The 25,240-nt window shown below is 34.6% G+C and carries 23 protein-coding genes; 11 read left to right on the top strand and 12 right to left on the bottom strand.

Going from position 1 to position 25,240, the window contains the following annotated elements:
• Positions 1–64: 64 nt before the first annotated feature.
• Together JJQ60_RS14770 and JJQ60_RS14765 are read left to right on the top strand one after the other, a co-directional pair.
• Positions 65–1,135 carry a DUF5320 domain-containing protein gene (locus tag JJQ60_RS14770; RefSeq protein ID WP_201921734.1) on the top strand — a complete coding sequence of 357 codons (1,071 nt, stop codon included), beginning with the start codon at positions 65–67 and terminating at the stop codon, positions 1,133–1,135.
• A 95-nt stretch (positions 1,136–1,230) separates the two neighbouring features.
• Positions 1,231–2,760, top strand: a complete 1,530-nt coding sequence (locus tag JJQ60_RS14765; RefSeq protein ID WP_201921731.1) for an OmpP1/FadL family transporter — start codon at positions 1,231–1,233, stop codon at positions 2,758–2,760.
• Positions 2,761–2,817: 57 nt separating this feature from the next.
• Here the strand turns inward: JJQ60_RS14765 and JJQ60_RS14760 are convergent, their stop codons facing one another.
• The gene (locus tag JJQ60_RS14760) at positions 2,818–4,320 is read right to left on the bottom strand and encodes a T9SS type B sorting domain-containing protein (RefSeq protein WP_201921728.1); all 1,503 of its coding nucleotides are present in this window, start codon (positions 4,318–4,320) and stop codon (positions 2,818–2,820) included.
• 229 nt (positions 4,321–4,549) lie between these two features.
• Here JJQ60_RS14760 and folE point away from each other — a divergent pair, with 229 nt between their 5' ends.
• From folE to lgt, 4 genes are all read left to right on the top strand, one after another.
• Positions 4,550–5,227, top strand: coding sequence for a GTP cyclohydrolase I FolE (gene folE / locus JJQ60_RS14755; RefSeq protein WP_201921725.1), 678 nt, complete (start codon positions 4,550–4,552; stop codon positions 5,225–5,227).
• Positions 5,228–5,265: 38 nt separating this feature from the next.
• Complete coding sequence (gene cysS, locus JJQ60_RS14750; RefSeq protein ID WP_201921722.1) at positions 5,266–6,768, top strand: cysteine--tRNA ligase; 1,503 nt, start codon at positions 5,266–5,268, stop codon at positions 6,766–6,768.
• Between the two features lie 29 nt (positions 6,769–6,797).
• Positions 6,798–7,061 carry a membrane protein insertion efficiency factor YidD gene (gene yidD / locus JJQ60_RS14745; RefSeq protein WP_201922571.1) on the top strand — a complete coding sequence of 88 codons (264 nt, stop codon included), beginning with the start codon at positions 6,798–6,800 and terminating at the stop codon, positions 7,059–7,061.
• Positions 7,062–7,144: 83 nt separating this feature from the next.
• Positions 7,145–8,080 carry a prolipoprotein diacylglyceryl transferase gene (gene lgt, locus JJQ60_RS14740; RefSeq protein WP_201921719.1) on the top strand — a complete coding sequence of 312 codons (936 nt, stop codon included), beginning with the start codon at positions 7,145–7,147 and terminating at the stop codon, positions 8,078–8,080.
• An 81-nt stretch (positions 8,081–8,161) separates the two neighbouring features.
• Here lgt and prfA read toward each other — a convergent pair whose 3' ends face one another.
• Positions 8,162–9,238 carry a peptide chain release factor 1 gene (gene prfA, locus JJQ60_RS14735; protein ID WP_201921717.1) on the bottom strand — a complete coding sequence of 359 codons (1,077 nt, stop codon included), beginning with the start codon at positions 9,236–9,238 and terminating at the stop codon, positions 8,162–8,164.
• 118 nt (positions 9,239–9,356) lie between these two features.
• Here prfA and JJQ60_RS14730 point away from each other — a divergent pair, with 118 nt between their 5' ends.
• Positions 9,357–9,719, top strand: coding sequence for a hypothetical protein (locus JJQ60_RS14730; protein WP_201921714.1), 363 nt, complete (start codon positions 9,357–9,359; stop codon positions 9,717–9,719).
• 142 nt (positions 9,720–9,861) lie between these two features.
• Positions 9,862–10,008 (top strand): hypothetical protein, encoded by a 147-nt coding sequence (locus JJQ60_RS14725; protein WP_201921711.1) that lies wholly within the window; start codon positions 9,862–9,864, stop codon positions 10,006–10,008.
• Between the two features lie 23 nt (positions 10,009–10,031).
• On the opposite strand, the gene JJQ60_RS14720 is transcribed toward JJQ60_RS14725, so the two are convergent.
• Positions 10,032–11,027, bottom strand: coding sequence for a hypothetical protein (locus tag JJQ60_RS14720; RefSeq protein WP_201921708.1), 996 nt, complete (start codon positions 11,025–11,027; stop codon positions 10,032–10,034).
• Between the two features lie 87 nt (positions 11,028–11,114).
• Here JJQ60_RS14720 and JJQ60_RS14715 point away from each other — a divergent pair, with 87 nt between their 5' ends.
• Complete coding sequence (locus tag JJQ60_RS14715) at positions 11,115–11,600, top strand: peptide-methionine (S)-S-oxide reductase (protein ID WP_201921705.1); 486 nt, start codon at positions 11,115–11,117, stop codon at positions 11,598–11,600.
• Between the two features lie 2 nt (positions 11,601–11,602).
• Here the strand turns inward: JJQ60_RS14715 and JJQ60_RS14710 are convergent, their stop codons facing one another.
• The 8 genes from JJQ60_RS14710 to JJQ60_RS14675 form a co-directional block, all read right to left on the bottom strand.
• Positions 11,603–12,784, bottom strand: coding sequence for an AIR synthase related protein (locus JJQ60_RS14710; protein ID WP_201921702.1), 1,182 nt, complete (start codon positions 12,782–12,784; stop codon positions 11,603–11,605).
• A 130-nt stretch (positions 12,785–12,914) separates the two neighbouring features.
• Entirely contained in the window at positions 12,915–14,405 is a 1,491-nt protein-coding gene (locus tag JJQ60_RS14705; RefSeq protein WP_201921698.1) for a carboxypeptidase regulatory-like domain-containing protein, read from the bottom strand.
• 38 nt (positions 14,406–14,443) lie between these two features.
• Positions 14,444–15,832, bottom strand: a complete 1,389-nt coding sequence (locus tag JJQ60_RS14700) for a CsgG/HfaB family protein (protein WP_201921694.1) — start codon at positions 15,830–15,832, stop codon at positions 14,444–14,446.
• 6 nt (positions 15,833–15,838) lie between these two features.
• Positions 15,839–16,246: a curli production assembly/transport component CsgF gene (locus JJQ60_RS14695; RefSeq protein ID WP_201921691.1), complete on the bottom strand. Its 408-nt coding sequence runs from the start codon at positions 16,244–16,246 to the stop codon at positions 15,839–15,841.
• A 14-nt stretch (positions 16,247–16,260) separates the two neighbouring features.
• Positions 16,261–16,986 carry a CsgE family curli-type amyloid fiber assembly protein gene (locus JJQ60_RS14690; RefSeq protein ID WP_201921687.1) on the bottom strand — a complete coding sequence of 242 codons (726 nt, stop codon included), beginning with the start codon at positions 16,984–16,986 and terminating at the stop codon, positions 16,261–16,263.
• Positions 16,987–17,003: 17 nt separating this feature from the next.
• Positions 17,004–17,519 (bottom strand): hypothetical protein, encoded by a 516-nt coding sequence (locus JJQ60_RS14685; protein WP_201921684.1) that lies wholly within the window; start codon positions 17,517–17,519, stop codon positions 17,004–17,006.
• A gap of 93 nt (positions 17,520–17,612) precedes the next feature.
• Positions 17,613–19,202 (bottom strand): hypothetical protein, encoded by a 1,590-nt coding sequence (locus tag JJQ60_RS14680; RefSeq protein WP_201922569.1) that lies wholly within the window; start codon positions 19,200–19,202, stop codon positions 17,613–17,615.
• A gap of 328 nt (positions 19,203–19,530) precedes the next feature.
• On the bottom strand, positions 19,531–21,717 hold the full coding sequence (locus JJQ60_RS14675; protein ID WP_201921681.1) for a glutamine synthetase III family protein: 2,187 nt from the start codon (positions 21,715–21,717) through the stop codon (positions 19,531–19,533).
• Positions 21,718–21,937: 220 nt separating this feature from the next.
• Here JJQ60_RS14675 and JJQ60_RS14670 point away from each other — a divergent pair, with 220 nt between their 5' ends.
• A complete protein-coding gene (locus JJQ60_RS14670; RefSeq protein WP_201921679.1) occupies positions 21,938–22,963 on the top strand; it encodes a glutamine synthetase beta-grasp domain-containing protein in 1,026 nt (341 codons plus the stop codon).
• A gap of 99 nt (positions 22,964–23,062) precedes the next feature.
• On the opposite strand, the gene JJQ60_RS14665 is transcribed toward JJQ60_RS14670, so the two are convergent.
• Positions 23,063–24,007 carry a calcium/sodium antiporter gene (locus tag JJQ60_RS14665; protein WP_201922566.1) on the bottom strand — a complete coding sequence of 315 codons (945 nt, stop codon included), beginning with the start codon at positions 24,005–24,007 and terminating at the stop codon, positions 23,063–23,065.
• A gap of 361 nt (positions 24,008–24,368) precedes the next feature.
• Here JJQ60_RS14665 and JJQ60_RS14660 point away from each other — a divergent pair, with 361 nt between their 5' ends.
• Entirely contained in the window at positions 24,369–25,187 is an 819-nt protein-coding gene (locus JJQ60_RS14660; protein WP_201921677.1) for a hypothetical protein, read from the top strand.
• The last annotated feature ends 53 nt before the right edge of the window (positions 25,188–25,240 follow it).

The raw sequence follows: 25,240 nt of genomic DNA, 5'->3' as shown, positions 1-25,240 counted from the left end.
AAATATAATTTAATTAGCGCAAAACTAACTAAATTTGTAATGTTCAACAATAAAATAAGAAGATATGCAGTCTAAAAATTATTTTCAAAGAAATGGTGCTATAGGAGTCCTACTACTTGGCAGCATATTTTTGTTGACGTCTTGTGGCTCTTATGAATATACCCCGCATAATGATGGTATATATGGAGAAGCAAGAAGCCAAAGAAATATTGAAAATCAACAACCGAGTAATAACAACAATAATAACTCTGGTTATTATTCGTCCTATTTTTCAGAAAAATCTGCACAAATAGACAATGTAATAGAAAACAATGAGATTTTTACAGATGTTGATTCATACTCTAGTGAAGGATATGATACCGCAGACACAACTGCTACTGCAATTAATTATGAAGCAGGGCAACCTACTTGGGGAAGCAACCCTACAGAGGTTAATGTGAATTTATTCAATACCGGTTGGGGATGGAACGGCTGGGGATGGAACGGTTGGTATGGCCCAGGCTGGGGATGGAACGCTGGCTGGGGATGGAATGCTGGTTGGGGATGGAATGGACCAGGATGGGGCTTAGGCTTTGGATGGGGCAACCCATGGTATGGTGGTGGTTTTTATTGCCCTCCATATTATGCAGGCTTCTATAGAGGTTTTAATCGCGGTTTCTATCGTGGTTCTTATGGAAGAGGTCGATATTATGCTTACAACCGAGGCGCACGTAATGCTTATGCGTATTCAACCAGAAGTCGTGGTGCATACAACTCAAGATATAATGCCAGGTCAAGAAGTTCTGCTAACTATAGCAGAAGTAGACAAAGCTATACAAATCGAAGAAGAGTATCTGCAGATTCAAGAAGCAGGACAAGATCTTCAAATTATTATAATAACAGTACGCGATCCCGATCATCATCTGTAAACCGAGGTGGAACCAATAGATATTATGGTTCTTCAACACGGTCAAGAAGTTACTCTTCTCCTAGTCGAAGTAGAGGGTATTCACCGTCTAGATCATCCAATAGCAGAAGCTCTGGCTACTCTAGAGGAGGTTCATCACGCAGCAGTGGTTTTTCTCGCTCTGGTGGAAGCAGATCAAGAAGCAGCGGCTCTCGAAGCGGAGGAAGCAGAGGCCGAGGAAGAGGTTAAATGATAAAACATATCTAAACCTGATCATTATCAGACAACTTTTCTGAATGTCTTATTATTTTTGAGATATTCTGTAATTCAAAACTTAAAAACAGATGAAAAAAATATTTTTATTCATATGCACCATATCTATGTCTTTTCTGAATGCTCAAGATATTACAGACGCTCTACGATACTCCCAACAAAACATTATGGGTACAGCTCGATTTAGAGGCATGAGCGGGGCATTTGGTGCTCTTGGGGGTGATTTATCGGCTTTACAAATCAACCCAGCGGGATCTGCTGTATTTTTAGAATCGAATGGTTCAGTTACGCTCTCGACTAGCAGAATCGATAATGACGCAAATTATTTCGATGGCTTTTCTAATAATAGCGACATGAACTTAAATTTTAACCAGTTAGGAGCAGTTTTCATTTATGAATACAATAAAGATTCTAATGGAGTTAATAAATTTTCTTTAGGATTAGCCTATGATCAAACCTCAGATAATGCTGATGAGTTTCTTGCTTTTGGCCGAAGTGAAAGTACTGCCACTTATAGTAATTCAATAGATAATTACTTTCTAGCTGAAGCACAAGGAATCCCCTTAGACTTAATCACTCTTAGGTCTGGAGAAAATATTGATAATTTATATTCCTTTTTAGGAGAAAACGAAGGTTTTAGTGCACAACAAGCTTTTCTTGGTCACGAATCCTTTTTGATCGAAGCCAACGATCTAGACAATCCTGATAACACTTTATATTTTTCAAACATTGCTCCAGGTGTTTTTGATCAAGAGTTTTTCTTCGAAAGTACAGGCTTAAATGGTAAATTTACCCTTAACGGAGGAGCACAGATCAATCAAAACTATTATATAGGTTTCAATCTTAATTCTCACTTTATAAGTTATGATAAGGTTACTCAATTTTTTGAGCGAAATGATAATACTGGAAGCATTGTAAATGAAGTAACTTTTACCAATAGACTATCAACTACTGGAGCAGGTTTTTCTGCTCAAATTGGAGGGATTGCAAAAGTATCACAAATGATTCGTTTAGGGGCTTCTTTTGAAACGCCAACCTGGTATTATATTGAAGAAGAAACCACACAACAATTAGAAACATTCGGAAACACCAACGGACGAGCATTAGTAGATCCAAGAGTCACTAATATTTTTCCAGAGTATCGATTACGCACTCCCGCCACTGCAACGGGAAGTATCGCTTTCTTGTTTGGTCAGCAAGGATTAATCAGTTTAGATTACTCCTATAAAGATTATTCATCTATAAAACTTAGTTCTGATCAAGGTAATGTATTTTCTAATGTCAATAGAGAAATTAACGACAACCTTCAAGGCGTTTCAATAATTAGACTAGGAACAGAATGGAGAAATGGTCAGTGGAGTTTTAGAGGCGGTTTTAATTACGAAGAAAGTCCTTATGAAAACGATCTGTTATTTGGGGATAAAATAGGATATTCTATTGGTGGAGGATACAATTTTGGGAAGTTTAAATTTGACGTTGCCTATGATTATTCAGAACAACAAAGAGAGGAAGAGTTTTTCCCCGGATCTGGCTTCACTAATTTTGCAGTCATAGACTCGTATAGAGACAATTTCACGTTTACACTTGCGATGAATTTTTAAGAACAAATCAATATACATAATAAAAAAGGGAGGTAATTAAATTACCTCCCTTTTTTATTATCGTATCAACGAAAAGTTTCCTGCAAAAACCCTTCGTCTCATATTTGGATCTCTAGGTTCATTGAACTCTACTCTAAACCAATAATCGGAAGACGGCATTAGTTTACCATTATAGGTACCATCCCAACCTAAACCACCAGGGCGTAGCTGTTTTAACAATTTACCGTATCTATCAAATATATAAATTAATGCATCTGATTGATCTTCTATATTGATAAGACTCCAGGTATCATGAAATCCATCTCCGTTTGGAGTAAAATATTTAGGATACCCAAGAATCATAAAAATATCTGATTCTCTTTCGCTATCAGGGCAATTCGCATATCTAGCAGTTATGCGATAATCTCCCGGAGGAACATTTTCAAATACAGGAGAGGCCTGAAATTCTCTGTATACTATAAATCCATTTCCTAAATCCCGATCAAGCCTATACTCAAAATCTTCAAATCCCGCTGCTTGAACCTCTGGCGCAGCAGTAACTTGCGCAGTAATCGTGTAACTACCAGCAAAAGACTCTTCTGCAATACTATGCGATACCGAAGTTACGGCATTAGAAACATCTAAAACCACCAAATCATCTCTTCCTACTTCAACTGTTCTACCTGTATCAGAATATCCAATTAATTCATATACTCCCGGAGAACTCACTTCTAAAAACGGCACTCCTCCTTCAGGATCAGGAATAGAAGTAAAATTAGTAGTTCCTGGGTCTGCACTTCTCCATTGATAAGCAATAGCATCAGGGAATCTTCCTTCTATAGTAACCGGAAACTCGGATGGACCGCAAACCGCGACATCCATACCCACTCCCGGCTCAAGGATACTACAATCAGTTGTTCCTGCGTTAGGATCACCAAGATTAGTTTGTTGAAGCTGAATAACACCGGCTTCATCAGAAAAATTAGTAATCAAAATGATATAATACTCCCCAGATTGTGCAGAAGGAATTGTAAATGTTTCTATGAAAATATTTTCTTCAGGGGTTCTGGCATAACTACAATCTACAATATTCGTATTATCCATACCCAAAAGCCCAGTAGTATAATACTCAGGATCATCAACATTGTTAACACATTCTTCTGGACGCAAGTTCTCTCCATCTCCATTGTTATCACACCCAGTAGCCAACAGGTCACAATCTATAAACGACGTTGGAAATGGTCCCCAGGCGATAAAATCTACATCTAGCTGCCTTTCACCTCTATCCAAAGTGTTATTTACATTAATCTCTACCCATTGCTGAATATCAAAAATTAATTCGCCAGGTTGATCTATACGAATATAATACCAAGACGAGTTGCGCGTGGTATTAAGACACCCTAAGCCTTGAAAGCTTATATCTTCTCCCGTTATATTTGGAAATGTTAATTCTTGCGAAGCATCAGAACAAAATGGATTAGCAGTTCTACATGCCAGATCATTATCCTGTGCATGAATAGTAGTGTTGCAAATAAGAATAGCTACTATATATAATAAGATTTGAGGTAATACTTTTGCCATTTTCATATAACGTAAAAACTATATTTTTCTTGTATTATAGCCATATTTGGGATTTAAATATACACAACTTCTCCAAGAAATATGTAAAATATAATTGTTTAACATAGCTTTTACCAAGTAAAACAACAAAATCGTATCTTTGCAAACCATAATATTGCGGGACTAGTAAAAATTACAATTTTTACAACCTCAATATTAGGGATATTAGTAAATTATAAAAAATTGAAGTGTGAAAATTGACAAGGCCCTTGAAGCTATTGAAGCGCTAGGTGATAATCATGTAGCTACTAGCGCTACCACTCCCCTTAGAGAAGATGCGTTTAAACTTAGTGATAAAGAAAAAATTGCCTCTATAAAAGCAGATGTTGCCAGTATTATGGAAACTTTGGGGTTAGACTTAACAGATGACAGCTTGAAAGGCACACCGCAACGTGTAGCCAAAATGTTTGTAAATGAAATTTTTTCTGGTCTTCATCCACAAAGAAAACCAGATGCCTCTACATTTAGCAATCACTACAAGTACGGTGAGATGTTGGTAGAAAAAAATATAACTGTATATTCTACTTGCGAACATCACTTACTACCAATTGTGGGACGTGCACATGTAGCTTATATATCAAATGGTACTGTTGTTGGTTTATCCAAAATGAACCGCATTGTAGATTATTATGCTAAACGTCCTCAGGTACAAGAACGATTAACGATGCAAATCGTGCAGGACCTTCAAATTGTTCTAGGAACAAAAGATGTTGCTTGCGTTATCGATGCCAAACATTTATGCGTGAACTCCAGAGGGATTCGCGATATAGAAAGTAGTACTGTAACAAGTGAGTTTGGCGGCAAATTTAAAGAAGAATCTGTACGAAGAGAATTCTTAGATTATATCAAACTAGATACTACCTTTTAATCCAATTTTAGACACAAATTTTTGTATTCATTTAAATTATGGCAGGAGCTCCGTTGTATTTATCCATAGACCACCAACTAAAAGTATATAACTCAATTTCTGGGCAAAAAGAAACGTTTAAACCCATTACCGAAGGCAATGTTGGTATGTATGTTTGCGGCCCCACTGTATATAGCAATGTACATTTAGGAAACTGCCGCACCTTTATTTCTTTCGATATGGTGTTCAGATATCTGAAACACTTGGGTTACAAAGTAAGATATGTAAGAAATATAACGGATGCAGGGCATTTAGAAAATGATGCCGAAGAAGGTGAAGACAAGATTGCCAAAAAAGCACGCCTAGAGCAGTTGGAACCTATGGAAATAGTGCAACGATACACACTGGATTTTCATACCGTGATGTCTAATTTCAATGCATTACCACCTAGTATTGAACCCACAGCCACCGGACATATTGTAGAGCAAATAGAGATCATTAAAACCATTATTGATAATGGTTTTGCATACGTATCTAATGGTTCTGTATATTTTGATGTACAGAAGTTTAATGAAACAAATCATTATGGAAAATTAAGTGGTCGTAATCTTGAAGATATGATCGCCAATACTCGTGAATTATCTGCTCAAAGTGACAAAAAAAATCCTCAGGATTTTGCACTATGGAAAAAAGCTGATCCACAACATATCATGAGATGGCCATCGCCTTGGAGTGATGGTTTCCCAGGTTGGCACCTAGAGTGTACAGTAATGAGCACAAAATATCTTGGCGAACGTTTTGATATTCATGGCGGTGGAATGGATCTAAAATTTCCTCATCATGAATGTGAAATTGCTCAAGGTGAAGCGGCTTGTGGCCAAACACCTGTAAATTATTGGATGCATGCGAACATGCTTACATTAAACGGAAAAAAGATGGCAAAATCTACAGGAAATACTATATCTCCTGAAGAATTATTTTCCGGAAATAATGACTTTTTAGGCAAACCATTTCACCCAACAATTGTTCGCTTCTTTATGATGCAAGCGCATTATCGTAGTGTTTTGGATTTTTCTAACGATGCATTAGAAGCTTCAGAAAAGGGGTACTATAAATTAATGGAGGCTATTCAAACGGCAGAAGGATTGCAAGCAACAAAAGAAACGGAAGGGCTCGATGTTACTAAATGGATTGTTGAATGCTATGAAGCAATGAATGACGATTTTAATACACCAATTTTAATTGCCAAGTTGTTTGATGGTGTTAAATTCATCAATAATGTAAAAGACCAGAAAGCCTCAATTAATGATATTGATTTGATATTACTACAGAATGCCTTAGATGGTTTTGCATTTGGTATCCTAGGGCTTGTTAATATTAATGAAACCTCCTCGGGTATTAGTGATAAACTATCTGGCACGGTAGAATTACTTATAAAACTAAGAGCAGAAGCAAGAGCTAATAAAGATTTTGCAACAAGTGATAAAATTAGAGATAAACTTCTAGAAATAGGAATTCAACTGAAAGATGGTAGAGAAGGCACCAGTTTTTCTTTACATTAACAGCACTAAAATTGGCTTCTAAAATTGGCATAAAAAAAATTCTGATTTCACCTTTTATAGGATTGGTACGATTATATCAGATCTTGATTTCACCTTTAACTCCTGCTACTTGTCGATACCAACCAACATGCTCGCATTACACTATCGAAGCACTGCAAAAGCATGGTTTACTTAAAGGCGGTAAGCTTTCTATTAAAAGAATTTTTAGTTGTCATCCTTGGGGTGGTAGCGGGTATGATCCCGTACCTGAAGTGAAAGATCTATCAAAAAAGAATGAATCGGCCGAAAAATAATTTCATCATTTTCTAGCAATTTTATACATACTACATTTCTCATTTAAATACCTATATTTACTCTCGAAAAATAAACCTCTTATATGATATTCTCAAAAATTATCTGGAACCCAGTTGAAGGAATAGACCTTGGCTTTTTTATGATTCGTTTTTATAGTTTAATGTTTGTGGTAGCCTTTTCACTAGGTTGGTATTTAATGAAAAAAATATACATCCGTGAGAACATATCTATAGAAAAATTAGACAGTATTTTTATTTATGCCGTAATAGCAACACTTATTGGTGCACGTTTAGGTCATGTTTTCTTTTATGATTGGGATTATTATAAAAACAATCTATTAGAAATCATTTTACCTTTTAGATTCAAGCCAGAATTTGAGTTTATTGGTTTTCAGGGATTAGCAAGTCATGGTGCAGCAATAGGGATCATCATTGCTATGTATTATTATTCCAAGAATGTTATCCAGAAACATATTCTCTGGGTATTGGATCGACTCGTTATCGCAGTAGCATTTGGCGCTATTTTTGTTCGTTTAGGAAACTTTTTTAATTCCGAAATTATTGGAAATGAATCAGGAGATTCATCGTTTGGAGTGAAGTTTGTTCGTGAATATTATAGTAAATCAGAAGCCGTGCAAAAAACCGGAATCAAAAAGGTAAATGAAGCCTATAATGCTATTGTTGAAAATCCCAAGTTCTCATCTCTTCTAGATGCAGTTCCGTACAGACATCCTGCACAACTATATGAAGCTTTTGGTTATATTTTTGTAGCGATTATTCTTTGGTTTATTTATTGGAAAACCGATAAACGAAATAACCCAGGATTTCTTTTTGGAGCTTTTCTGATTTTATTATGGACCGTACGATTTTTTGTAGAATTTGTAAAGAAAAGCCAAGGTGGGTTTGAAGATTCTCTAGGAGATGCATTATCAACAGGACAATGGCTAAGTATTCCATTTATCATTGCCGGTATTTACTTTGTAGTAAGATCATTAAACAAAAAGAGTGAGACTATTTAAGAACCTCTCTACGTATACAAAATAACAAAAAGCCGATCCATAATGAAGATCGGCTTTTTAAATTCTATACAATTCAGTATGTTAAAATACCTCGTTAGATTCTTTAAGTTTTTCTGTATTTTCTACTAACTGAAGCTCATCAATAATTTTTTGAATATCGCCATCAATAATATTACCTAAATCATAAAGTGTAAGACCAATTCTATGATCAGTTACACGACCTTGCGGATAATTATAAGTTCTAATCTTAGCAGATCGATCTCCAGAAGAAACCATACTTTTACGTTTTTCAGAATCTGCCGCTTGTTTTTTCTCCAGCTCCAAGTCGTATAACCTTGATCGTAATACTTTTAAGGCTTTTTCAAGGTTTTTATGCGATGATTTCTGATCCTGACAACTTACAATCATCCCTGTGGGTTCATGATGTAATTTAATAGCAGAATAGGTAGTATTAACTGACTGCCCTCCAGGACCCGTCGATGTTGTTCTTTCTATCCTTACCTCTGTCATATCTAATTCAACATCAAATTCTTCAGCTTCTGGCAATACCATTACGGTTGCAGCACTGGTATGCACACGACCTTGAGTTTCTGTTTGAGGAACACGCTGTACACGATGTACTCCCGCTTCAAATTTCATTGTACCATAAGCATCTTCTCCATTAACCTCAAAAATAATTTCTTTATAACCTCCACTAGTACCTTCATTTAAATCAACCACACTTGTATTCCATCCTTTTCCTTCGCAATACTTAGTATACATTCTAAACAAATCCCCGGCAAAAATACTAGCCTCATCCCCTCCTGTACCTGCACGAATCTCAACCACGCAATTCTTAGCATCCTCAGGATCTTTTGGAACCAGCATAAATCTAATTTTTTCTTCCAATCCAGGAAGTTCTTCTTTTGCTTCTTCCAGTTGCATCTTGGCCATTTCTACCATTTCTGCATCACTCCCATCTGCAATTATCTCCTCAGCTTCTTTAAGATTATTGGTAAGTTCAATATATCGATCTCTCTCATCCATAAGTGCTTTGAGATCTTTGTACTCTTTATTTAGCTTTATATACCTTTTCTGATCTGCAATAATATCAGGTTGAATGATTAAATCACTCACTTCATCAAATCGTTGCTTTACAATATTTAATTTATCAATCATAATATTTCTATCCTAACTATGGAAGATACAAAAGTAAGGTTTTTTTGCACAAAAGGCGATACCTTCTTGGGCTACTATATATACTTTTCTTTCACAAAATCGTATTTTTGAAATGAATATGAAAAAATACAACATTACATATCATCATTTCTCGATTACTAAGTGGTTTTTTCTTATTGCTGTTTTATTCTGTTTACAAGGGTTTTCTAATTACAATTCCCCAGAAGTTAAACAAATCACTTCAGAACTTACAATTCAACCTAAACAGAAACAACCTTTTAGTACTGTTTGTTACCAAAAAAAATTAAAACAGCATATAGATCACTGCTTTGTTGATAAAAAACACAACACATTAGCACAGCTACATACGCATAGTGCAAGAACAACGATCAACACCTACTTACTCACTTTTTCTTTTTTAGACAGATTAATCATTAGAATCTCCTACCCAGACGAAGAAGAGTCTTTTCAACTAGTATAACCCTGTTATACATCGTATCAAAATCAATTTAGAGTATTTCTACGTTCACATCGTAACCCTAAAGATGATGACACATATTATCATTTACCGCATGAAAAGATTCAAAAAAATATTAAGGAGATTGGCTCTAATTTTATTTATAATGATAGCCTGTTTAGTTCCAGTTCCTTTTCTTTTTCAAAAAAAATCAGGAAAATTCGACCAGGACAACAAGATAGAACTTGTAGATTCTCAAGAAGAGAAAACCCAGATTAAAACAAAAAAAATAGATAACGAGTTATTTTCATAACTCTATATTCTGAGTTTTTGAGGTTAATTAACTCTAGTAGAAATCTCTCCTAATTCGATAACTTCAAAATTATCGAGAGTGACTTGTTGTAGATTTCTTAGGTCATCATTATCCCAATTATCATTGGGAGCTCCTGTGATAAAAATATCAGAACCCACATCAGCCAATATAAGCCCATACTTTTTCATGGCTCTTAAAATAATTTGATTCGTTTCAGAAAAACTACTAATGTCATAATTTGCCTTAAGACGTAATCTTCCTCCAAAAGGTAACAATTCATCACTTCTTTCTCCAGAAACCAGATGCCTTGCTGGTAATACATAACCTTCATATATTTTATTACGTCCAATTGTAAAACGAATTGGATGATCAATTTCACCTTTTTCGATTTCTGGATAACGAACTAATAAAGGAAATATAGGCAATCCGGCAGCATCTGCCGAGGTCCAGCCATCTGGTCTATAGGTAACAGTATTTAAATCAAAAACAGCAGCTGAGGAAGCCTCAAACCCGGCACCAGACTGTGAGGCATTATATAATTCATAGAGCATTCCGTTTTCAATATTTACAGAAATTATGTGACTATCTCCTGCCCCATTCCCTTCAATAGGTGCATTTAAGGGAATCGGGAATGGTCCTTGATCACTTTCATCCCCATAATTACCATCATACGAATTAGCCCTAAATGTAATTGGTACCAAAGGTTGATTGTTATTAACTACTACATAAGGTATCCCTATCGGAGCACCTTGATACAATCCACTACCAAAATCAGCAAATAGATGTTCGCTAAGACCGATGTTATTCAAAATTAAATCAGAATTGGGATCGATAGGACTATTAGAAATATCCATATTTAATGGATGATTTTCTGGAAACAGCTGAATGTTTTCTGCATCGGCCAACTCCGTATCTCCGGGAAAATTAGAGTTTGTAGAAGAGTTTTCTGCATCATCTGAGGAACAAGAAACCAGAAACACAAAAAGCAAAATGGTTGAATATAAGATTGGGGTATTCATAACATTAGGTGTTTATGATTTCATAACGCTATAATATCATAAATATTTTTAGGCTATTTTTCTTAAATCTAATATCTTTAATCTGGAATGGAATTAAAAAAAATTGGATTTGGAGGAGGTTGTCACTGGTGTACAGAAGCTGTTTTTCAAGCCTTAAAAGGAGTGACTAAAGTAGCACAGGGATATATTAAAAGTACAGGCAATGAACACTATTTCTCTGAAGCTGTTATTGTATCTTATGATCCCATGGTAATACTATTAAAAGATCTTATTGAAATTCATTTACACACACATAAAAGTACAGCCAACCATAGCTTTAGAAAAAAATACAGAAGTGCAATTTACTATTTTGAAGAAGCCGATAAAAACGATATTGAGCATCATTTAGACCAGCAACAGCAAAATTTTAACGCTCCAATTATTACCAAAACCTTGCCTTTTCTTGAGTTTTCACCTTCTAGACAAGAGCTTCTAGACTACTATATCAAAAATCCAGAAAAACCTTTTTGCAAGAAGTATATTCATCCAAAATTAGAATTTTTAAGAAATAAATATGCTACCTCAATGAAATAATCTTAACTATACGTATATGTTCCAAATTCACTATTGATAGTTAATTTTTTCTTATCTGATGCTTCAACCTTACCCACGATCTGTGCATCTACATTAAAGCTTTTTGAAATTGAAATAATTTCTTCAGCAATTTCTGGAGAAACATACACCTCCATTCGATGACCCATATTAAATACCTGGTACATTTCTTTCCAATCTGTACCTGAATTCTCCTGTATTAATTTGAATAATGGCGGAACATCAAATAGGTTATCTTTTACAATATGTAAGTTATCGACAAAATGTAAAATTTTAGTTTGCGCTCCTCCACTACAATGAACCATTCCATGAATAGTCTTACTATCAAACTTTGACAATATCTTCTTAATAATTGGAGCATACGTTCGCGTAGGAGATAACACTAATTTTCCAGCATCCAATGGAGAACCTTTAACCTGATCTGTAAGGCTTGTATTACCAGAATACACTAATTCTTGAGGAACTGAGGGATCAAAGCTTTCTGGATACTTTTTGGCCAATACCTCACTAAACACGTCGTGTCTGGCGGAGGTTAAACCATTACTACCCATACCTCCATTATATTCTTTTTCGTAATTTGCTTGACCGAACGACGCTAATCCAACGATTACATCACCAGCTTTTATATTGGCATTATCGATAACGTCTTTTCGTTTCATACGAGCGGTAACCGTAGAATCAACAATAATAGTTCTTACCAAATCACCAACATCTGCAGTTTCTCCTCCTGTAGAATGAATTTTTACTCCAAAGTTATCAAGTTCTGTAAGAAGTTCTTCGGTGCCGTTAATAATTGCAGACAGTACCTCTCCCGGAATCAAATTTTTGTTTCTACCTATCGTAGAAGACAGCATGATATTATCGGTTGCACCTACACATAAAAGATCATCTATATTCATGATCAATGCATCTTGCGCTATACCTTTCCATACTGAAAGATCTCCTGTTTCTTTCCAATACATATATGCCAAAGAAGATTTGGTACCGGCTCCATCTGCATGCATAATAAGACAATAATCATCATCACCTGTAAGATAATCAGGGACAATTTTGCAAAATGCTTTCGGAAAAAGTCCTTTATCAATATTCTTGATTGCACTATGCACATCTTCCTTGGATGCAGAAACTCCTCGTTGTGCGTAGCGTTTACTTACTTCTTGACTCATGGTATTGAAATTAAAGCGCAAAGATAATTCAATTTAATTCAAAGACTAAATTGAAAACAGAAAAATCCGAATCGCAATTGAATTACAATTAAGATTCGGATTTTAGATGTTTTGAAATCAAGTTGGATTATTACTCCCAGTCTGGCATAGCAGCGTTTTCAAGCACTGTAGTTCTGGCGTCCAAATCTGAAATTGGAACTGTTAAAACATTTCTTGCAGAAATACCATCATTAGATGTATTTACAAAAATAATACTGGCTTCGTTTGGAGAAAATCTGGCATCCAAATCATTAGTTCCTGGCACTTTACTTGTAGATAAGTCTGTACTTGTCATCGCACCAAAATCATACACAAACACCCTGGAATCTAATTGACGATAATTTAAAGGGTTCTCTGTACCCGATATATCTCTACTATATAATAATTTAGTTCCATCAATTGATAAATTAATACTTCCGGCGGCACCGTTCTGCCCTGTTAATACCACATCTTGCACTGTGCCTGACTCGTCTATTGTAAAAATCTGTACAGCATATCCATCCAGATTATTAGTTTTTAACGCAATGATCCCGGTAGTTTCATTTTTATCTACCTCTGTAATAAGATCTCCTGTTGTTTGATATATCTCTTCCAAACCACTACCATCGACATTAATAGAATACAATCTGTTCTGATTTGGGAACAATAGTTTTGCTCCGTTATCATCCCATGAAAAATCTATTTCTTCTAGGTTAAATCCAGATACTCCTATTGAAGAGGTGACCTGTTTAACTTCTGAACCATCTTCATTCATAGTAAATAAATGTGTTTGCGAGCCTACAGATTGTAAAAATGCTATTTTACCAGTACTAGGATTTCTTCGAGGCCTAAAACTATTTTTTGAAGTAGGAGTAAGTGAAATTACAGTACCTCCACTCTCGCTAGCAGAATAAATAACACTATTACCCTCTACTAATCGTGTAAAAACAATCCTATTATTAGGAGGTGTTGCCGTTTCAAAAGCAAAAGTAGCACTATTTACCGGGCTATTTATATTATCATTTGCTGCAACATCCCAAAAGTATTTTACTCCATAAGAAAGTCCAGACAATGTAAATGTTGTATCTGTTATATTTTCAAAACGCTCTACCGTCGCGTTTTCATCATTTCTTAAACTTACGGTGTAGGTTAATGTATCATCATCAGGATCACTAGCGCTCCACACTAATTCTACATCTACAGGAAGATCCACGGAATTATCTGCCGGCGTGATTAATGTAGCCGCATTAGGTGGTCTATTACCTGCAGTTTCTATATCCATTTCAAAAACGACTTCTAACTCCCTATTAGAGATTATCGTAATTCCTTCAAAAACTGCTAATAAACCTTCTCGTTGAGCCGATAGCGAATAATCTCCCGAAGGCACATTCTCTAGACGGTAGAAGCCATCTGCATCTGTAAAAACTGTACTGGTTCCTGGGTTGGTAGATATTTTCACATTCTCTAAGGGTTCGTTTGTTCCCACTCTAACCACACGTCCCTTGACCGATCCTAACCCGACTAAATCAATAGTATCTTCACTACAGGATACGATGGTCAACATGACAAAAATGCTTACTATTTTTATAATAAATTCTTTCATTTACTTAATAATTTTATACTTTAGAAACTATATCTATTTTAATTTTTTACTCCATCCTTTTTGACTGGTTTCCCAAAATACCAGTTGAGTCCTAAAGAAAAATTAAAATATTGGTCGTCTCGTTTTCCTTGTGCTATATTGTCTAGTTCATCATTTAAAACAAGATGTTGAGATACATTAGCCGAAATTCCAATATTATCAGAAATTAAATATTCGACTCCCCCACCATATTGGAATTTAAACGCACTAGTATCAAAATCATCATCATTTACTACGCCGATTCCACCAAAGAAAAAGGGTGATATTTTCTCAAATGGTAATAATGTCAATTCTGCATTAACTCCGATAGCATTAAACCCTTCAGAAAATGCATTTTCGTTTGTAAGTTCAAATTTATTAATACTAGCATTTAGATTAAGGTATGGGTTAAAATACCATCTTACCCCTATTTCTGCAGAATACGTAAATTCGGGATTATTATAATCTCCACTTATCAGCGCAGTACCTCCTTTTATAAAAATAGATTTTTGAGATCTTCTATCCTTGAAGTATCGATCATATAATGCTGTGTTTTGTGCTTCACTTTTTTCAACTTTATAGTTCCCGATAAGTTCATTAATTTTTTCAGGTTCTGCTTTAACCGCCCACAACTTGTCTTCTATTCCTTCTATGATCAATGATTCTACAGCTTTTTCTATAGCTTCAGAAACAGCTAATTGAGCAGGTTCATTTTTGGTAAAGCCAGTTTCAGCTTCAAGCAGCCTTCTAAATTTCACATATCTAAAAAAGTTAGCATCTAGTGCTTGTGATAAAATAGTTTTAGATACATATACGGTTTTTAAAATTTTTCCACTAGATGTTGACACTGCTCTTAAATATACCGTAATTCTATCTTGTCTATATTGGGTAGATCCACCTATACCAAAGTATCTGGCTCCTAGACCTCCTGTAATTATATTTGAGTCATAAGAAACAATACCTCCTTCTAAAATAATTCCCGCATATAATAATGGTGGTAATTGGGGTTCGTTTGGATTTTTGGTTTTTCTATACTCTTTTCTGGTAGAACGAATGATATTACGCTCATTGAGTAAGTTGCTTAAATTTTCTCTTTCTATAGGTACAAACCATTTAGAGTCTTCTAACGCTTTTATTAAAATTGTAGTTGCCCCTTGTGTGACTGCAGTACTAAACGTACTTCCAGCTTCAGTGGGTTTATATTGACCCGTTTGATCTCTAAACTTATACACGCCTACAACCACTGGTTCTACTGGAGGAGGAATATTTCTTAGTATTTCCGTCACTTCTGTATCCTCTCCAATTCTAGCTGTTTCTATCTGAATAGGTTGATTAAAATATGCTCCGCATCCGGATAATAAAAGTGCGCAAGAAATTATTGCGATTACTTTATAAAACTTATCGTACATTAAAAATTAATTAGGAATTATTACTTGGGACTGATCTCCGGTATTAGTATCCAAAATATTGATCACCAAACCTTCTCCAGAAGGGAAGATTTCTATAAAAAGTGACCCAAAACTAAACGTACCTTCAGTAAGGCCGTCTTCACCAAATTGATCATTAAATAATGATCTTGATATTTCATTTAGTAATTGATTATTTAAACTTTCGGTAAATCTTTCGAGATCCGATCTTTCATCTCTAGATGCTTCATCAGGATCTGTAAATTTATTTTGGGCCTCTGCAGAACTTAGAAGCCATTGATAATTAAATGTATCTCCTCCAAAAGCTGGGTTTGTAGGTCTGTATACCAGATCTTGGCCAAAAGAGAGACCATAGACTGAAAAAATAAGAAATATAGTTATTACAATTGATTTCATCCTTACATACTTTTTTAATATCGAAAAATATCCTTTTTCTGTTTTTTGAGGTCTTTAAAATATTTATATACTTTTCGTATTGAGATTTTCGACATTTGTTCTAAATATTCAAGGTCAGGTTTGCTTAAAAATTTATGAAGTACATTATCTTCAATCTTGACTTGAATTATTGTTGTACGCCCAAAACTTAAAGTTTCATACACTCCCACAACTTTATTCCCATTTATTTGATTAAGTGTGTATGAATTATAAAAAAAATCATAAAAGTCTCTACCAGGCTTTGTCTTTGTCTCTTCGACGACTATACCTTTTAACTCTAATCCATCATCTGATGATTCTTCTTCATTTTTTTGAGGCTTTTTTTTTATTTGCTCGTTAAATGCTATGCGATCTTTAGCAATGATTTTATCATCTTCATAAATAAGTAAAAGCAATATAACTTTATCTGTACTATCTATGTTTAGTGAAATTTTTGATAGTTCTTTACTTTCATTAGCCTCTAAAGTAAATCTACCTTCTTGGTTATTTTTTGACGTATTATTTTGAGCATCAGTTCTAAAAACAGTGAATACATAATTTAAGCTCTTATAGACTTCTGTAGTATTAGTTGCGGTACTTGTAATAGAAACAGCATCATCAATAGTTTCTGTTTTAATCTTTGCCGCAACATCAATATTAACAAACTGAGCTATAGAAACCTGAAATATCAAGCTAAAGAGTATAATGAATTTCAGTTTCATGACTTAGTATATGACATTTAAAAACTTCTAACAATTATGGTCTTGGCATCTCCAGACATTTTAAATTTCAGGTTTTTGGATAGTTCATTGCCACCAAAACGTTCAAAGATCAAGTTATCCCCTTCTTGAATAAGTTGAAGATTGGTCGATATTTCTGAATTAAAAGAGAAGTCTACCACAGAATTATTGTTTCCATTTTGTGTGATTGCTTTTTCTATCTCTCTTGCTGATTCATTAATCTCAACTGTATTTTGATCTCCATTCTGAACTATTTTTATATCAGAAGATTCTGCAATAATATTAGAAAAAACAACATTGTCAGTTCCTATCTGTTGAATAAAAATAGAATTTACTCCTTCAGAAAGCGAAGATTGATTTCTTGCACCCTGAGACACTATATTATCTACCTGGGATAATGCAATAAACTTATCCTGATCGGTAATCGAAATTTCACCTTCTTCATTACTTTGCGCAAAAGCAACCAATGTAGAAAGCAAAACAATCGCGAGTGTATTTAAAATCGTGTTTTTCATCTTTTCGGAATTAAAAAACTAAGAAAGAGTTATGCTTATTTTTATCATAAGCATAACTCTTCTAAAGATATTAATTTTTTTACTTAAATCTTATTAAAATCCTCCAGCACCATTAGACTGTGTTACTATTGAAGAATTATTAGATCCAACCTGAAGAATTACACTATTATGCGCATCTCCTGTTTGTGTAACAAATGTAAAGTTGTCAGTTCCGAATTGAGTATCTTGAGCAACATTTCCATTACCTGATTGGAAAATATCACTGATGTTACCTGCACCATTTTGTGATGTAATTGCAAGGTTCTCATCTCCTAACTGTATTTGGCTAGCAATATTATTTTCTCCTTGGATACCAAAATCACCTTCTTGAGAAACTTCACCTATATTACCATCACCAATTTGGAATTGCTGTGAAAAGTTATTACCTCCAAAGAATAATAGATTCTGAGTTACAGAAGCGCTATTTCCATTTCCTAACTGAGTTTGAGTAACTGTGTTGTTATCTTCTTCATGCTGAGCAAATGCATTATTTCTTTCACCAGACTGGAACTGATCTACAGAACCACCTCTAGAATCAAACAAGAAACTACCTTGGATAGAAGTCGCCACGTTACCGCTTCCTACTTGATTTTGGATATTTACATTATCAGAACCATCCTGAGATGCACTAGCTTGGTTACCTAACCCATCTTGATCTTGATCAGAACTATTATTCGTTCCATTTTGAACCGCAGATACCAAGTTTTCGTCTCCTAATTGAAGTTGATCAGAAGTATTATTACTTCCATTTTGAGTTGCCTCAGCTACATTTCCGTTACCAACTTGGATTTGGATTGAGAAGTTCTCACCTCCAAAAGATGCTAAATTTTGTTCAGCGCTTGCGCTATTTGCATCTCCTAATTGTCCTTGAAGAATTGTGTTATTATCTTCTTCATGGTTAGCAAACGCTTCATTTTCGTCTCCTAATTGTACTTGTTGTACTTCTCCTCCTCTTGATCCAAAAGAAACACTTCCTTGAATAGAAGTTGCAACGTTTCCTCCACCTTGTTGATCCTGGATCACAACATTATTAGTACCCCACTGCTCAGCTTCAGCCATATTAGCTTCTCCGAACTGAAGTTGTTGCGAAAAGTTAAAACTACCCACTTGCGCAATTGTAGAAGTATTAAATGCTCCTTCTTGACTGCTATCGCTAAAGTTATCTATACCTTCTTGCGTAGATGTTGCAGAGTTACCATCTCCTATTTGCTCTTGAAAAGCTGTATTAGTAGATCCCTCTTGAGATACTACCGCACTATTACCATCGCCTTCTTGAGTTTGAATAGCAAAATTATCTCCTCCAAAAAAGGCTAAATTTTGAGTGGCACTAGCAGAATTTCCGTTACCTACTTGCAATTGATACACCTGATTAGCATCTTCTTCATGTTTAACAAAAGCAGTATTTTTATCTCCTATTTGAGTTTGCTCTACAATACCATTTCTAGAATCGAATGCATCACCCTGGATCGCTTGTGCGTTGTTTCCTCCTCCTTCTTGAACTGTCAAAGAAGAATTGAAAGTTCCAACTTGTGAAATATCAGCAACATTATCTTCCCCTGCTTGACTGACATTACTAGCATTTGCTTGTGCAACCATAACTGATGCACTCAATAAAGCCGCTAGACTAAGAATCATTGTTTTCATACGTAATATATTTAAAGTGATTTATGAGTTTACTTTTTTAAAAAACCTTACCATAAGAAAAAGCTTAGAAAAACCTATTCCTTTAATTTAAATCCAATAAAAAACTGTTTGGGGAGACCTTAGGGGTATTGTCAAAAACTACATACTTTGACATTGACAAATTTATAAAATTATAGAAGTTATTTTATTAATTCTTCAACTATTCGACGAAATACGTTACGGAAAACCCGTAAAAACGGGTTTTCCCACATATTCATTAAGGATTTAACAGATGGCTATTTTTTCACAAAAACCATCAAAAACACAAGTAAGTCAGTTAATTCTTACTTTATCGCGTAAAAAGAAGCTCTCTATACTTTGTTAATGGCCACAACTCATCATCGACAAGAAGCTCTAGTTTATCGCAACTATATCTAATCTCATCAAATAAAGGTTTTACCTTATTACAATAATCTGAAGCTTTCTTTTCTATATCAATTAATTTATTCGCTTTTCTACGTTCACCGGTCATTTCATTCACCTTGGTATTGATTTTTCCGATATGCTCAGAAATTTCTTCAATGATCTCCATTTGTTCCTTAGCATACTTTTTAAAATCTTTACCATAAAGTTCTTTCAAGCCTGAAACATTATTGATCAACATGTTTTGATATCTAATCGCTGTTGGAATTACATGATTACGAGCAATATCTCCAAGCACTCTGCCTTCTATTTGGATTCTCAATGCATATTCTTCTATCTCTATTTCATAACGCGCTTCGGCTTCAGTTTTATTCATTACGCCCATTTTTTCAAAAAGCGCTAAATTTTCTTTAGATACCTTAGCCCTTAAAGCCTCAGGAGTGGTTTTATTATTGCTCAGCCCTCTTTTCTTTGCTTCTTTCTCCCAATCTTCGCTATACCCATTCCCTTCAAAAAGAATATCTTTAGATTTTTTTATATATTCTCTTAATACATTAAAAATTGCTTCATCTTTTTTCAACCCTTTCTTATCTATCAATGCATCAACTTCTTCTTTAAAATCAACCAGCTGTTTCGCTACAATAGTATTAAGAATCGTCATTGGATTTGCACAATTTGCTTTAGAACCTACAGCTCTAAACTCAAATTTATTCCCGGTAAAGGCAAAAGGAGAAGTTCGGTTACGATCGGTGTTATCCAATAAAATCTCTGGTATTTTACCTACAACATTCAGCTTTAAATCAGTTTTCTCTTGTGGAGATAATTTACCATCAGTAACACCTTCTAACTCTTTAAGTACGGCTGTCAATTGATCTCCTATAAACACAGACATAATTGCTGGTGGAGCTTCATTAGCACCTAAACGATGGTCATTACTGGCAGAGGCAATACCTGCTCTCATTAATTCTTCATTGTCATTAATTGCCTTTATTGTATTAATGAAAAAAGTCAAAAATTGAAGATTACTCATTGGGGTTTTTCCTGGACCTAAGAGATTTACCCCTGTATTAGTTCCAAGAGACCAATTATTATGTTTTCCTGATCCATTAACTCCTGCAAATGGTTTTTCATGCAACAATACTGTAAGATTATGCCTAGCTGCAACCTTGCCCATGATATCCATTAGCAATGAGTTATGATCTACTGCCAAATTTGTTTCTTCAAATATGGGAGCCAACTCAAACTGATTAGGAGCAACCTCATTATGTCTTGTCTTAACCGGTATCCCCAATAACATACATTCAATTTCAAGATCCATCATAAAATTTAATGCCCTTGTAGGTATACTTCCAAAATAATGATCATCTAACTGTTGCCCTTTTGCCGAAGAATGCCCGAGCAATGTTCTACCAGTCATAACTATATCTGGTCTAGAATAAACCAATGCACTGTCTATCAAGAAATACTCTTGTTCCCAACCTAAAGAAGCATTTACTTTTTTTACATTTTTATCAAAATATTTTGCCACTGCTGTTGCTGCATGATCAACTGCTTGCAAGGCTCTTAGTAGTGGCGTTTTATAATCTAAAGCCTCTCCTGTATATGCAACAAAAACGGTAGGAATACATAATGTGGTCCCATAAATAAAAGCTGGAGAAGTTGGATCCCACGCTGTATATCCTCTGGCTTCAAAAGTATTTCGTATACCTCCATGAGGAAACGAAGAAGCATCAGGTTCTTGTTGCACCAATTGACCTCCTCCAAATTTTTCTATAGCCTCCCCATTACCAATAGTTTCAAAAAAAGCATCATGTTTTTCTGCTGTAGCTCCTGTAAGTGGTTGAAACCAGTGCGTATAATGTGTAACCCCTTTAGACAACGACCAATCCTTCATGGCAGAAGCAATTTGATCTGCTATCTTACGATCAATCTTAGCACCACTCTCAATAGCATCCATTACGCTATTATAAGCATCTTTAGTTAGCGATTGTAACATGGTTTTTTGATCAAAAACATTTTCGCCAAATAATACCGAACGACGTTCTGTTTCTTTAACTGCCACAGAGCCACGATTTAAGGTTTCTTTTAAGGCTTGAAATCTAAGTGTTGACATAATTGAATGGATTTTATTGCAAATATAAAACAAGTTTCTATTGAAAATATGAAAATTAAGCTCTTTTAAAATTGAAGATTTTTAAAAATACCCCCTAAAAAAGTAGGGTGTTCATAAAATTTGAATAATAAATACACTTTCACCCCTTGTTTTTTTCATGTTTATAAAAAAGAAAGTTAAATTTGCAGCTATATAGAGTTCAATTTATAAAGTGTTAATTATGAGTAAAGCTAAATTAGAGTACATTTGGCTAGATGGTTACAAACCAACTGCTAATCTAAGAAGTAAAACAAAGATTGAAGAAAATTTTAGTGGAAAATTAGAGGATTGCCCAATGTGGTCTTTTGATGGTAGTTCTACAAGACAAGCTGAAGGAGGTTCTTCAGATTGTTTATTAAAGCCTGTAGCTATTTATCCAGATCCTACAAGAAGAAATGGATATTTAGTAATGACCGAAGTTTTAAATGCAGATGGAACACCTCACGAGTCTAATGCCAGAGCTACAATTGATGATAATGATAATGACTTCTGGTTTGGTTTTGAGCAAGAGTACTTTATTATGGATAAAAATACTCAATTACCTTTAGGATTCCCAGTAGGTGGATATCCTGGACCACAAGGAATGTATTACTGTTCTGTAGGTGGAAAAAACACACACGGTAGAGATTTCGTAGAAGAGCATGCAGATCTATGTATTGATGCCGGTCTTAATTTTGAAGGAATCAACCAAGAAGTTGCAAGTGGACAGTGGGAATTTCAATTATTCTCTAAAGGAGCTAAAAAAGCTGGAGACGAAATTTGGATAGCACGTTACTTATTAGATCGTCTTACTGAAAAATATGGTTATTATATTGAATACCACCCTAAACCTATTAAAGGAGACTGGAATGGGTCTGGTATGCACGCAAACTTCTCTAACACTGTTCTAAGAACATGTGGATCTAAAGAAGTATATGAAACTATTTGTGAAGCATTTAGGCCTGTAACAAAAGAGCATATTGCTGTTTATGGAGAATTTAATGATCAAAGATTAACCGGAGAGCACGAAACACAATCTATTAATGAGTTCTCTTATGGTGTATCTGACAGAGGAGCATCGATAAGAATCCCTATCATTACTGTAGAAAAAGGATGGAAAGGTTGGTTAGAAGACCGTCGCCCTGCTTCTAACGGAGATCCATATAAAATTGCAGCTAGAATTGTTAAAACAGTAAAAACTGCAGATGTTGCTGCTTTGATAGCATAACAATAACATACTTGAACTAACCACCATGTTGGTTAAACGCAAAAAACCTCTGAGAATTTCAGAGGTTTTTTTATTATTTAATCTAATCTATCTTCCTTTCTATTTCAAAAATACTAATGCAATAAAAATAACATAGCTCACAAAGATCAATAATCCTTTTGGACGAGTTAGCACCATTTTTTTAGGAATAAAAGCCAACGGCAATAAAACCAGTGCAAAACCAAGCATCCAGTATATATTAACACTCATTAAGGTTTCATCTTTTACAGCTATAGGCTGTATCATAGAAGTTATTCCTAATACTGAAGCAATATTAAAGATATTAGACCCTATAAGATTTCCTAAAGAAATAGCTTTTTCCTGTTTAAGAGCCGCAATAACTGAAGCAGCCAACTCAGGAACACTAGTACCAACAGCAATAAGTGTTACAGCAATAACGCCTTCACTTACTCCTAATTTTAAAGCTATATCCTCAGCTCCTTTAACCAATAACTCAGAACCAAAATACAAAGCACACCCTCCTATCAACAACCACATAAAAATTTTAAAATTTGATGTTTTTTGTAAAGAATCATCCACTTCTTCTAACATAGTATCAGAAAATTTTCGAGCCCTTCTAATTAAAAGAAAAAGATACAGTAACAACGACACAAACAACACAAGTCCTTCAATTTGACTTAAAACACCATCATTAAGTAGTGCATAAAGCGCAAATGATAACAAAACCATTACTGGCCAATTAAATTTGTAAAAATCCCTATCAATAGCCAACGGACCAATGATTGCTGTAATACCCAGAACCAAACCTATATTTGCAATGTTAGACCCTACGACGTTACCCAAAGATATATCAGACAATCCATCTAATGCAGCTTGTATACTAACTAATAGTTCTGGCGCAGATGTTGCAAAAGAAACCACGGTTAAACCAATAACCATTTTCGAAAGTTTTAGCCTAAATGACAATGCTACAGAGGATCTCACCAAAAACTCCCCTCCAACAACAAGAAGAACCAGTCCAATTACAACATAAAGTATACTCAATATCATAGCTTATTATTTGCCTGCGAATATAAAATAAGTATAGCATTGTTCATGAATTAAAACTCATGTTTTTTATCTTTTTATTATCTTCGAAAGATGAAAAAACAACTATTTTCGATTCTTGCGAAAACAAATAAATTAATCTTACCTAGTTTTACCAAAAAGCGTTTAGATCTAGCTAAAGCGTCAAAGTTTCAGCTACTGATATTTGGATGGAGATTATATGTCACCAAAAGAGCACTAGACTAAAAAAAGCCAGTCAAATCTTGCGCAAAGATTTTTTTTTGCAACACTCATCTTTACATTTCGTATTTAAGATGAATATTTGATATCCTTATATAAACAACCTAAAATATTTAGTATGAAAACGTGGCTTATCATAGGGTTAAGCATACTAGGTATGCTTTCTCTAACGGCATTTACCGAGAACCCTAACAAACCAGTAATTGCCAATCCAGAGCAATCAGACGAAATAACAGCTGTAATTAATAAAAATACATCTGAAAAAGAATTAGAGGACCTAAAAACATTTTTTGCAGAAAACGGTATAGAACTAATCATTAAAAAAATTAATTATAATGATCAAAATGAAATTACTAGTTTGAGTTTGATCCTTAAAAGAGGCAACTCTAAAAGTCAATATTCTTCATCTTCTAATCAACCCATTTCTGAAATCGAATTAGGCTACAAAGACAACAGTCTATATATCACTAATTCTGGTATATTTGATATAGCAGCTTGGAAAAATCAATCCGGTTTTAAGTATCCAAAAATAGATATGGATAGTATAATGAAAAAACACAATTTTGCTTTTGACTATAATTTTGATGAAGAAACAGATTCACTAGCTTTTAATGGACATTTTAATATTCAAAAGTTCAAAGATCATATTATGAAATCCTTTTCTTTTGATGAAGATGAAAACGGTAATTTCTTTTTTAATGGTCAACCCATGCATTCTTTCGGAAATCCGAATACCCAAAGATTTCGTTTTATAGACAATCCAAATATTGAAAAATTAATTATTATAGACGGAAAAGAATCGGACTTTAAAACACTAGATAGTTTAGCAAAATCAAATCAACTTGCCGAAGTAGATTTTCTAAAACCAGAAACTGCTATCAGTATTTATGGTGACAAGGCAAAAGATGGGGCTATAATTGCAATTACAGAAAAGTAATTGAATAACTATAGTATTCGAACCAAAAGCTCTCCAAACGAGAGCTTTTTTTA

This window comes from Aquimarina mytili, assembly GCF_016735115.1.
In the GTDB taxonomy this organism is placed as follows: domain Bacteria; phylum Bacteroidota; class Bacteroidia; order Flavobacteriales; family Flavobacteriaceae; genus Aquimarina; species Aquimarina mytili.
The sequence above is the reverse complement of the archived record's forward strand: the minus strand, read 5'-3'. Positions and strand labels throughout refer to the sequence as shown.

What these genes read in the sequence shown, in the direction of transcription:
- JJQ60_RS14770 (WP_201921734.1), top strand. Translation starts at nt 65, where the DNA reads ATGCAGTCTAAAAATTATTTTCAAAGAAATGGTGCTATAGGAGTCCTA.
- JJQ60_RS14765 (WP_201921731.1), top strand. Translation starts at nt 1,231, where the DNA reads ATGAAAAAAATATTTTTATTCATATGCACCATATCTATGTCTTTTCTG.
- JJQ60_RS14760 (WP_201921728.1), bottom strand. Translation starts at nt 4,320, where the DNA reads ATGGCAAAAGTATTACCTCAAATCTTATTATATATAGTAGCTATTCTT.
- cysS (WP_201921722.1), top strand. Translation starts at nt 5,266, where the DNA reads ATGGCAGGAGCTCCGTTGTATTTATCCATAGACCACCAACTAAAAGTA.
- lgt (WP_201921719.1), top strand. Translation starts at nt 7,145, where the DNA reads ATGATATTCTCAAAAATTATCTGGAACCCAGTTGAAGGAATAGACCTT.
- prfA (WP_201921717.1), bottom strand. Translation starts at nt 9,238, where the DNA reads ATGATTGATAAATTAAATATTGTAAAGCAACGATTTGATGAAGTGAGT.
- JJQ60_RS14730 (WP_201921714.1), top strand. Translation starts at nt 9,357, where the DNA reads ATGAAAAAATACAACATTACATATCATCATTTCTCGATTACTAAGTGG.
- JJQ60_RS14725 (WP_201921711.1), top strand. Translation starts at nt 9,862, where the DNA reads ATGATAGCCTGTTTAGTTCCAGTTCCTTTTCTTTTTCAAAAAAAATCA.
- JJQ60_RS14720 (WP_201921708.1), bottom strand. Translation starts at nt 11,027, where the DNA reads ATGAATACCCCAATCTTATATTCAACCATTTTGCTTTTTGTGTTTCTG.
- JJQ60_RS14715 (WP_201921705.1), top strand. Translation starts at nt 11,115, where the DNA reads ATGGAATTAAAAAAAATTGGATTTGGAGGAGGTTGTCACTGGTGTACA.
- JJQ60_RS14710 (WP_201921702.1), bottom strand. Translation starts at nt 12,784, where the DNA reads ATGAGTCAAGAAGTAAGTAAACGCTACGCACAACGAGGAGTTTCTGCA.
- JJQ60_RS14705 (WP_201921698.1), bottom strand. Translation starts at nt 14,405, where the DNA reads ATGAAAGAATTTATTATAAAAATAGTAAGCATTTTTGTCATGTTGACC.
- JJQ60_RS14700 (WP_201921694.1), bottom strand. Translation starts at nt 15,832, where the DNA reads ATGTACGATAAGTTTTATAAAGTAATCGCAATAATTTCTTGCGCACTT.
- JJQ60_RS14695 (WP_201921691.1), bottom strand. Translation starts at nt 16,246, where the DNA reads ATGAAATCAATTGTAATAACTATATTTCTTATTTTTTCAGTCTATGGT.
- JJQ60_RS14690 (WP_201921687.1), bottom strand. Translation starts at nt 16,986, where the DNA reads ATGAAACTGAAATTCATTATACTCTTTAGCTTGATATTTCAGGTTTCT.
- JJQ60_RS14685 (WP_201921684.1), bottom strand. Translation starts at nt 17,519, where the DNA reads ATGAAAAACACGATTTTAAATACACTCGCGATTGTTTTGCTTTCTACA.
- JJQ60_RS14680 (WP_201922569.1), bottom strand. Translation starts at nt 19,202, where the DNA reads ATGAAAACAATGATTCTTAGTCTAGCGGCTTTATTGAGTGCATCAGTT.
- JJQ60_RS14675 (WP_201921681.1), bottom strand. Translation starts at nt 21,717, where the DNA reads ATGTCAACACTTAGATTTCAAGCCTTAAAAGAAACCTTAAATCGTGGC.
- JJQ60_RS14670 (WP_201921679.1), top strand. Translation starts at nt 21,938, where the DNA reads ATGAGTAAAGCTAAATTAGAGTACATTTGGCTAGATGGTTACAAACCA.
- JJQ60_RS14660 (WP_201921677.1), top strand. Translation starts at nt 24,369, where the DNA reads ATGAAAACGTGGCTTATCATAGGGTTAAGCATACTAGGTATGCTTTCT.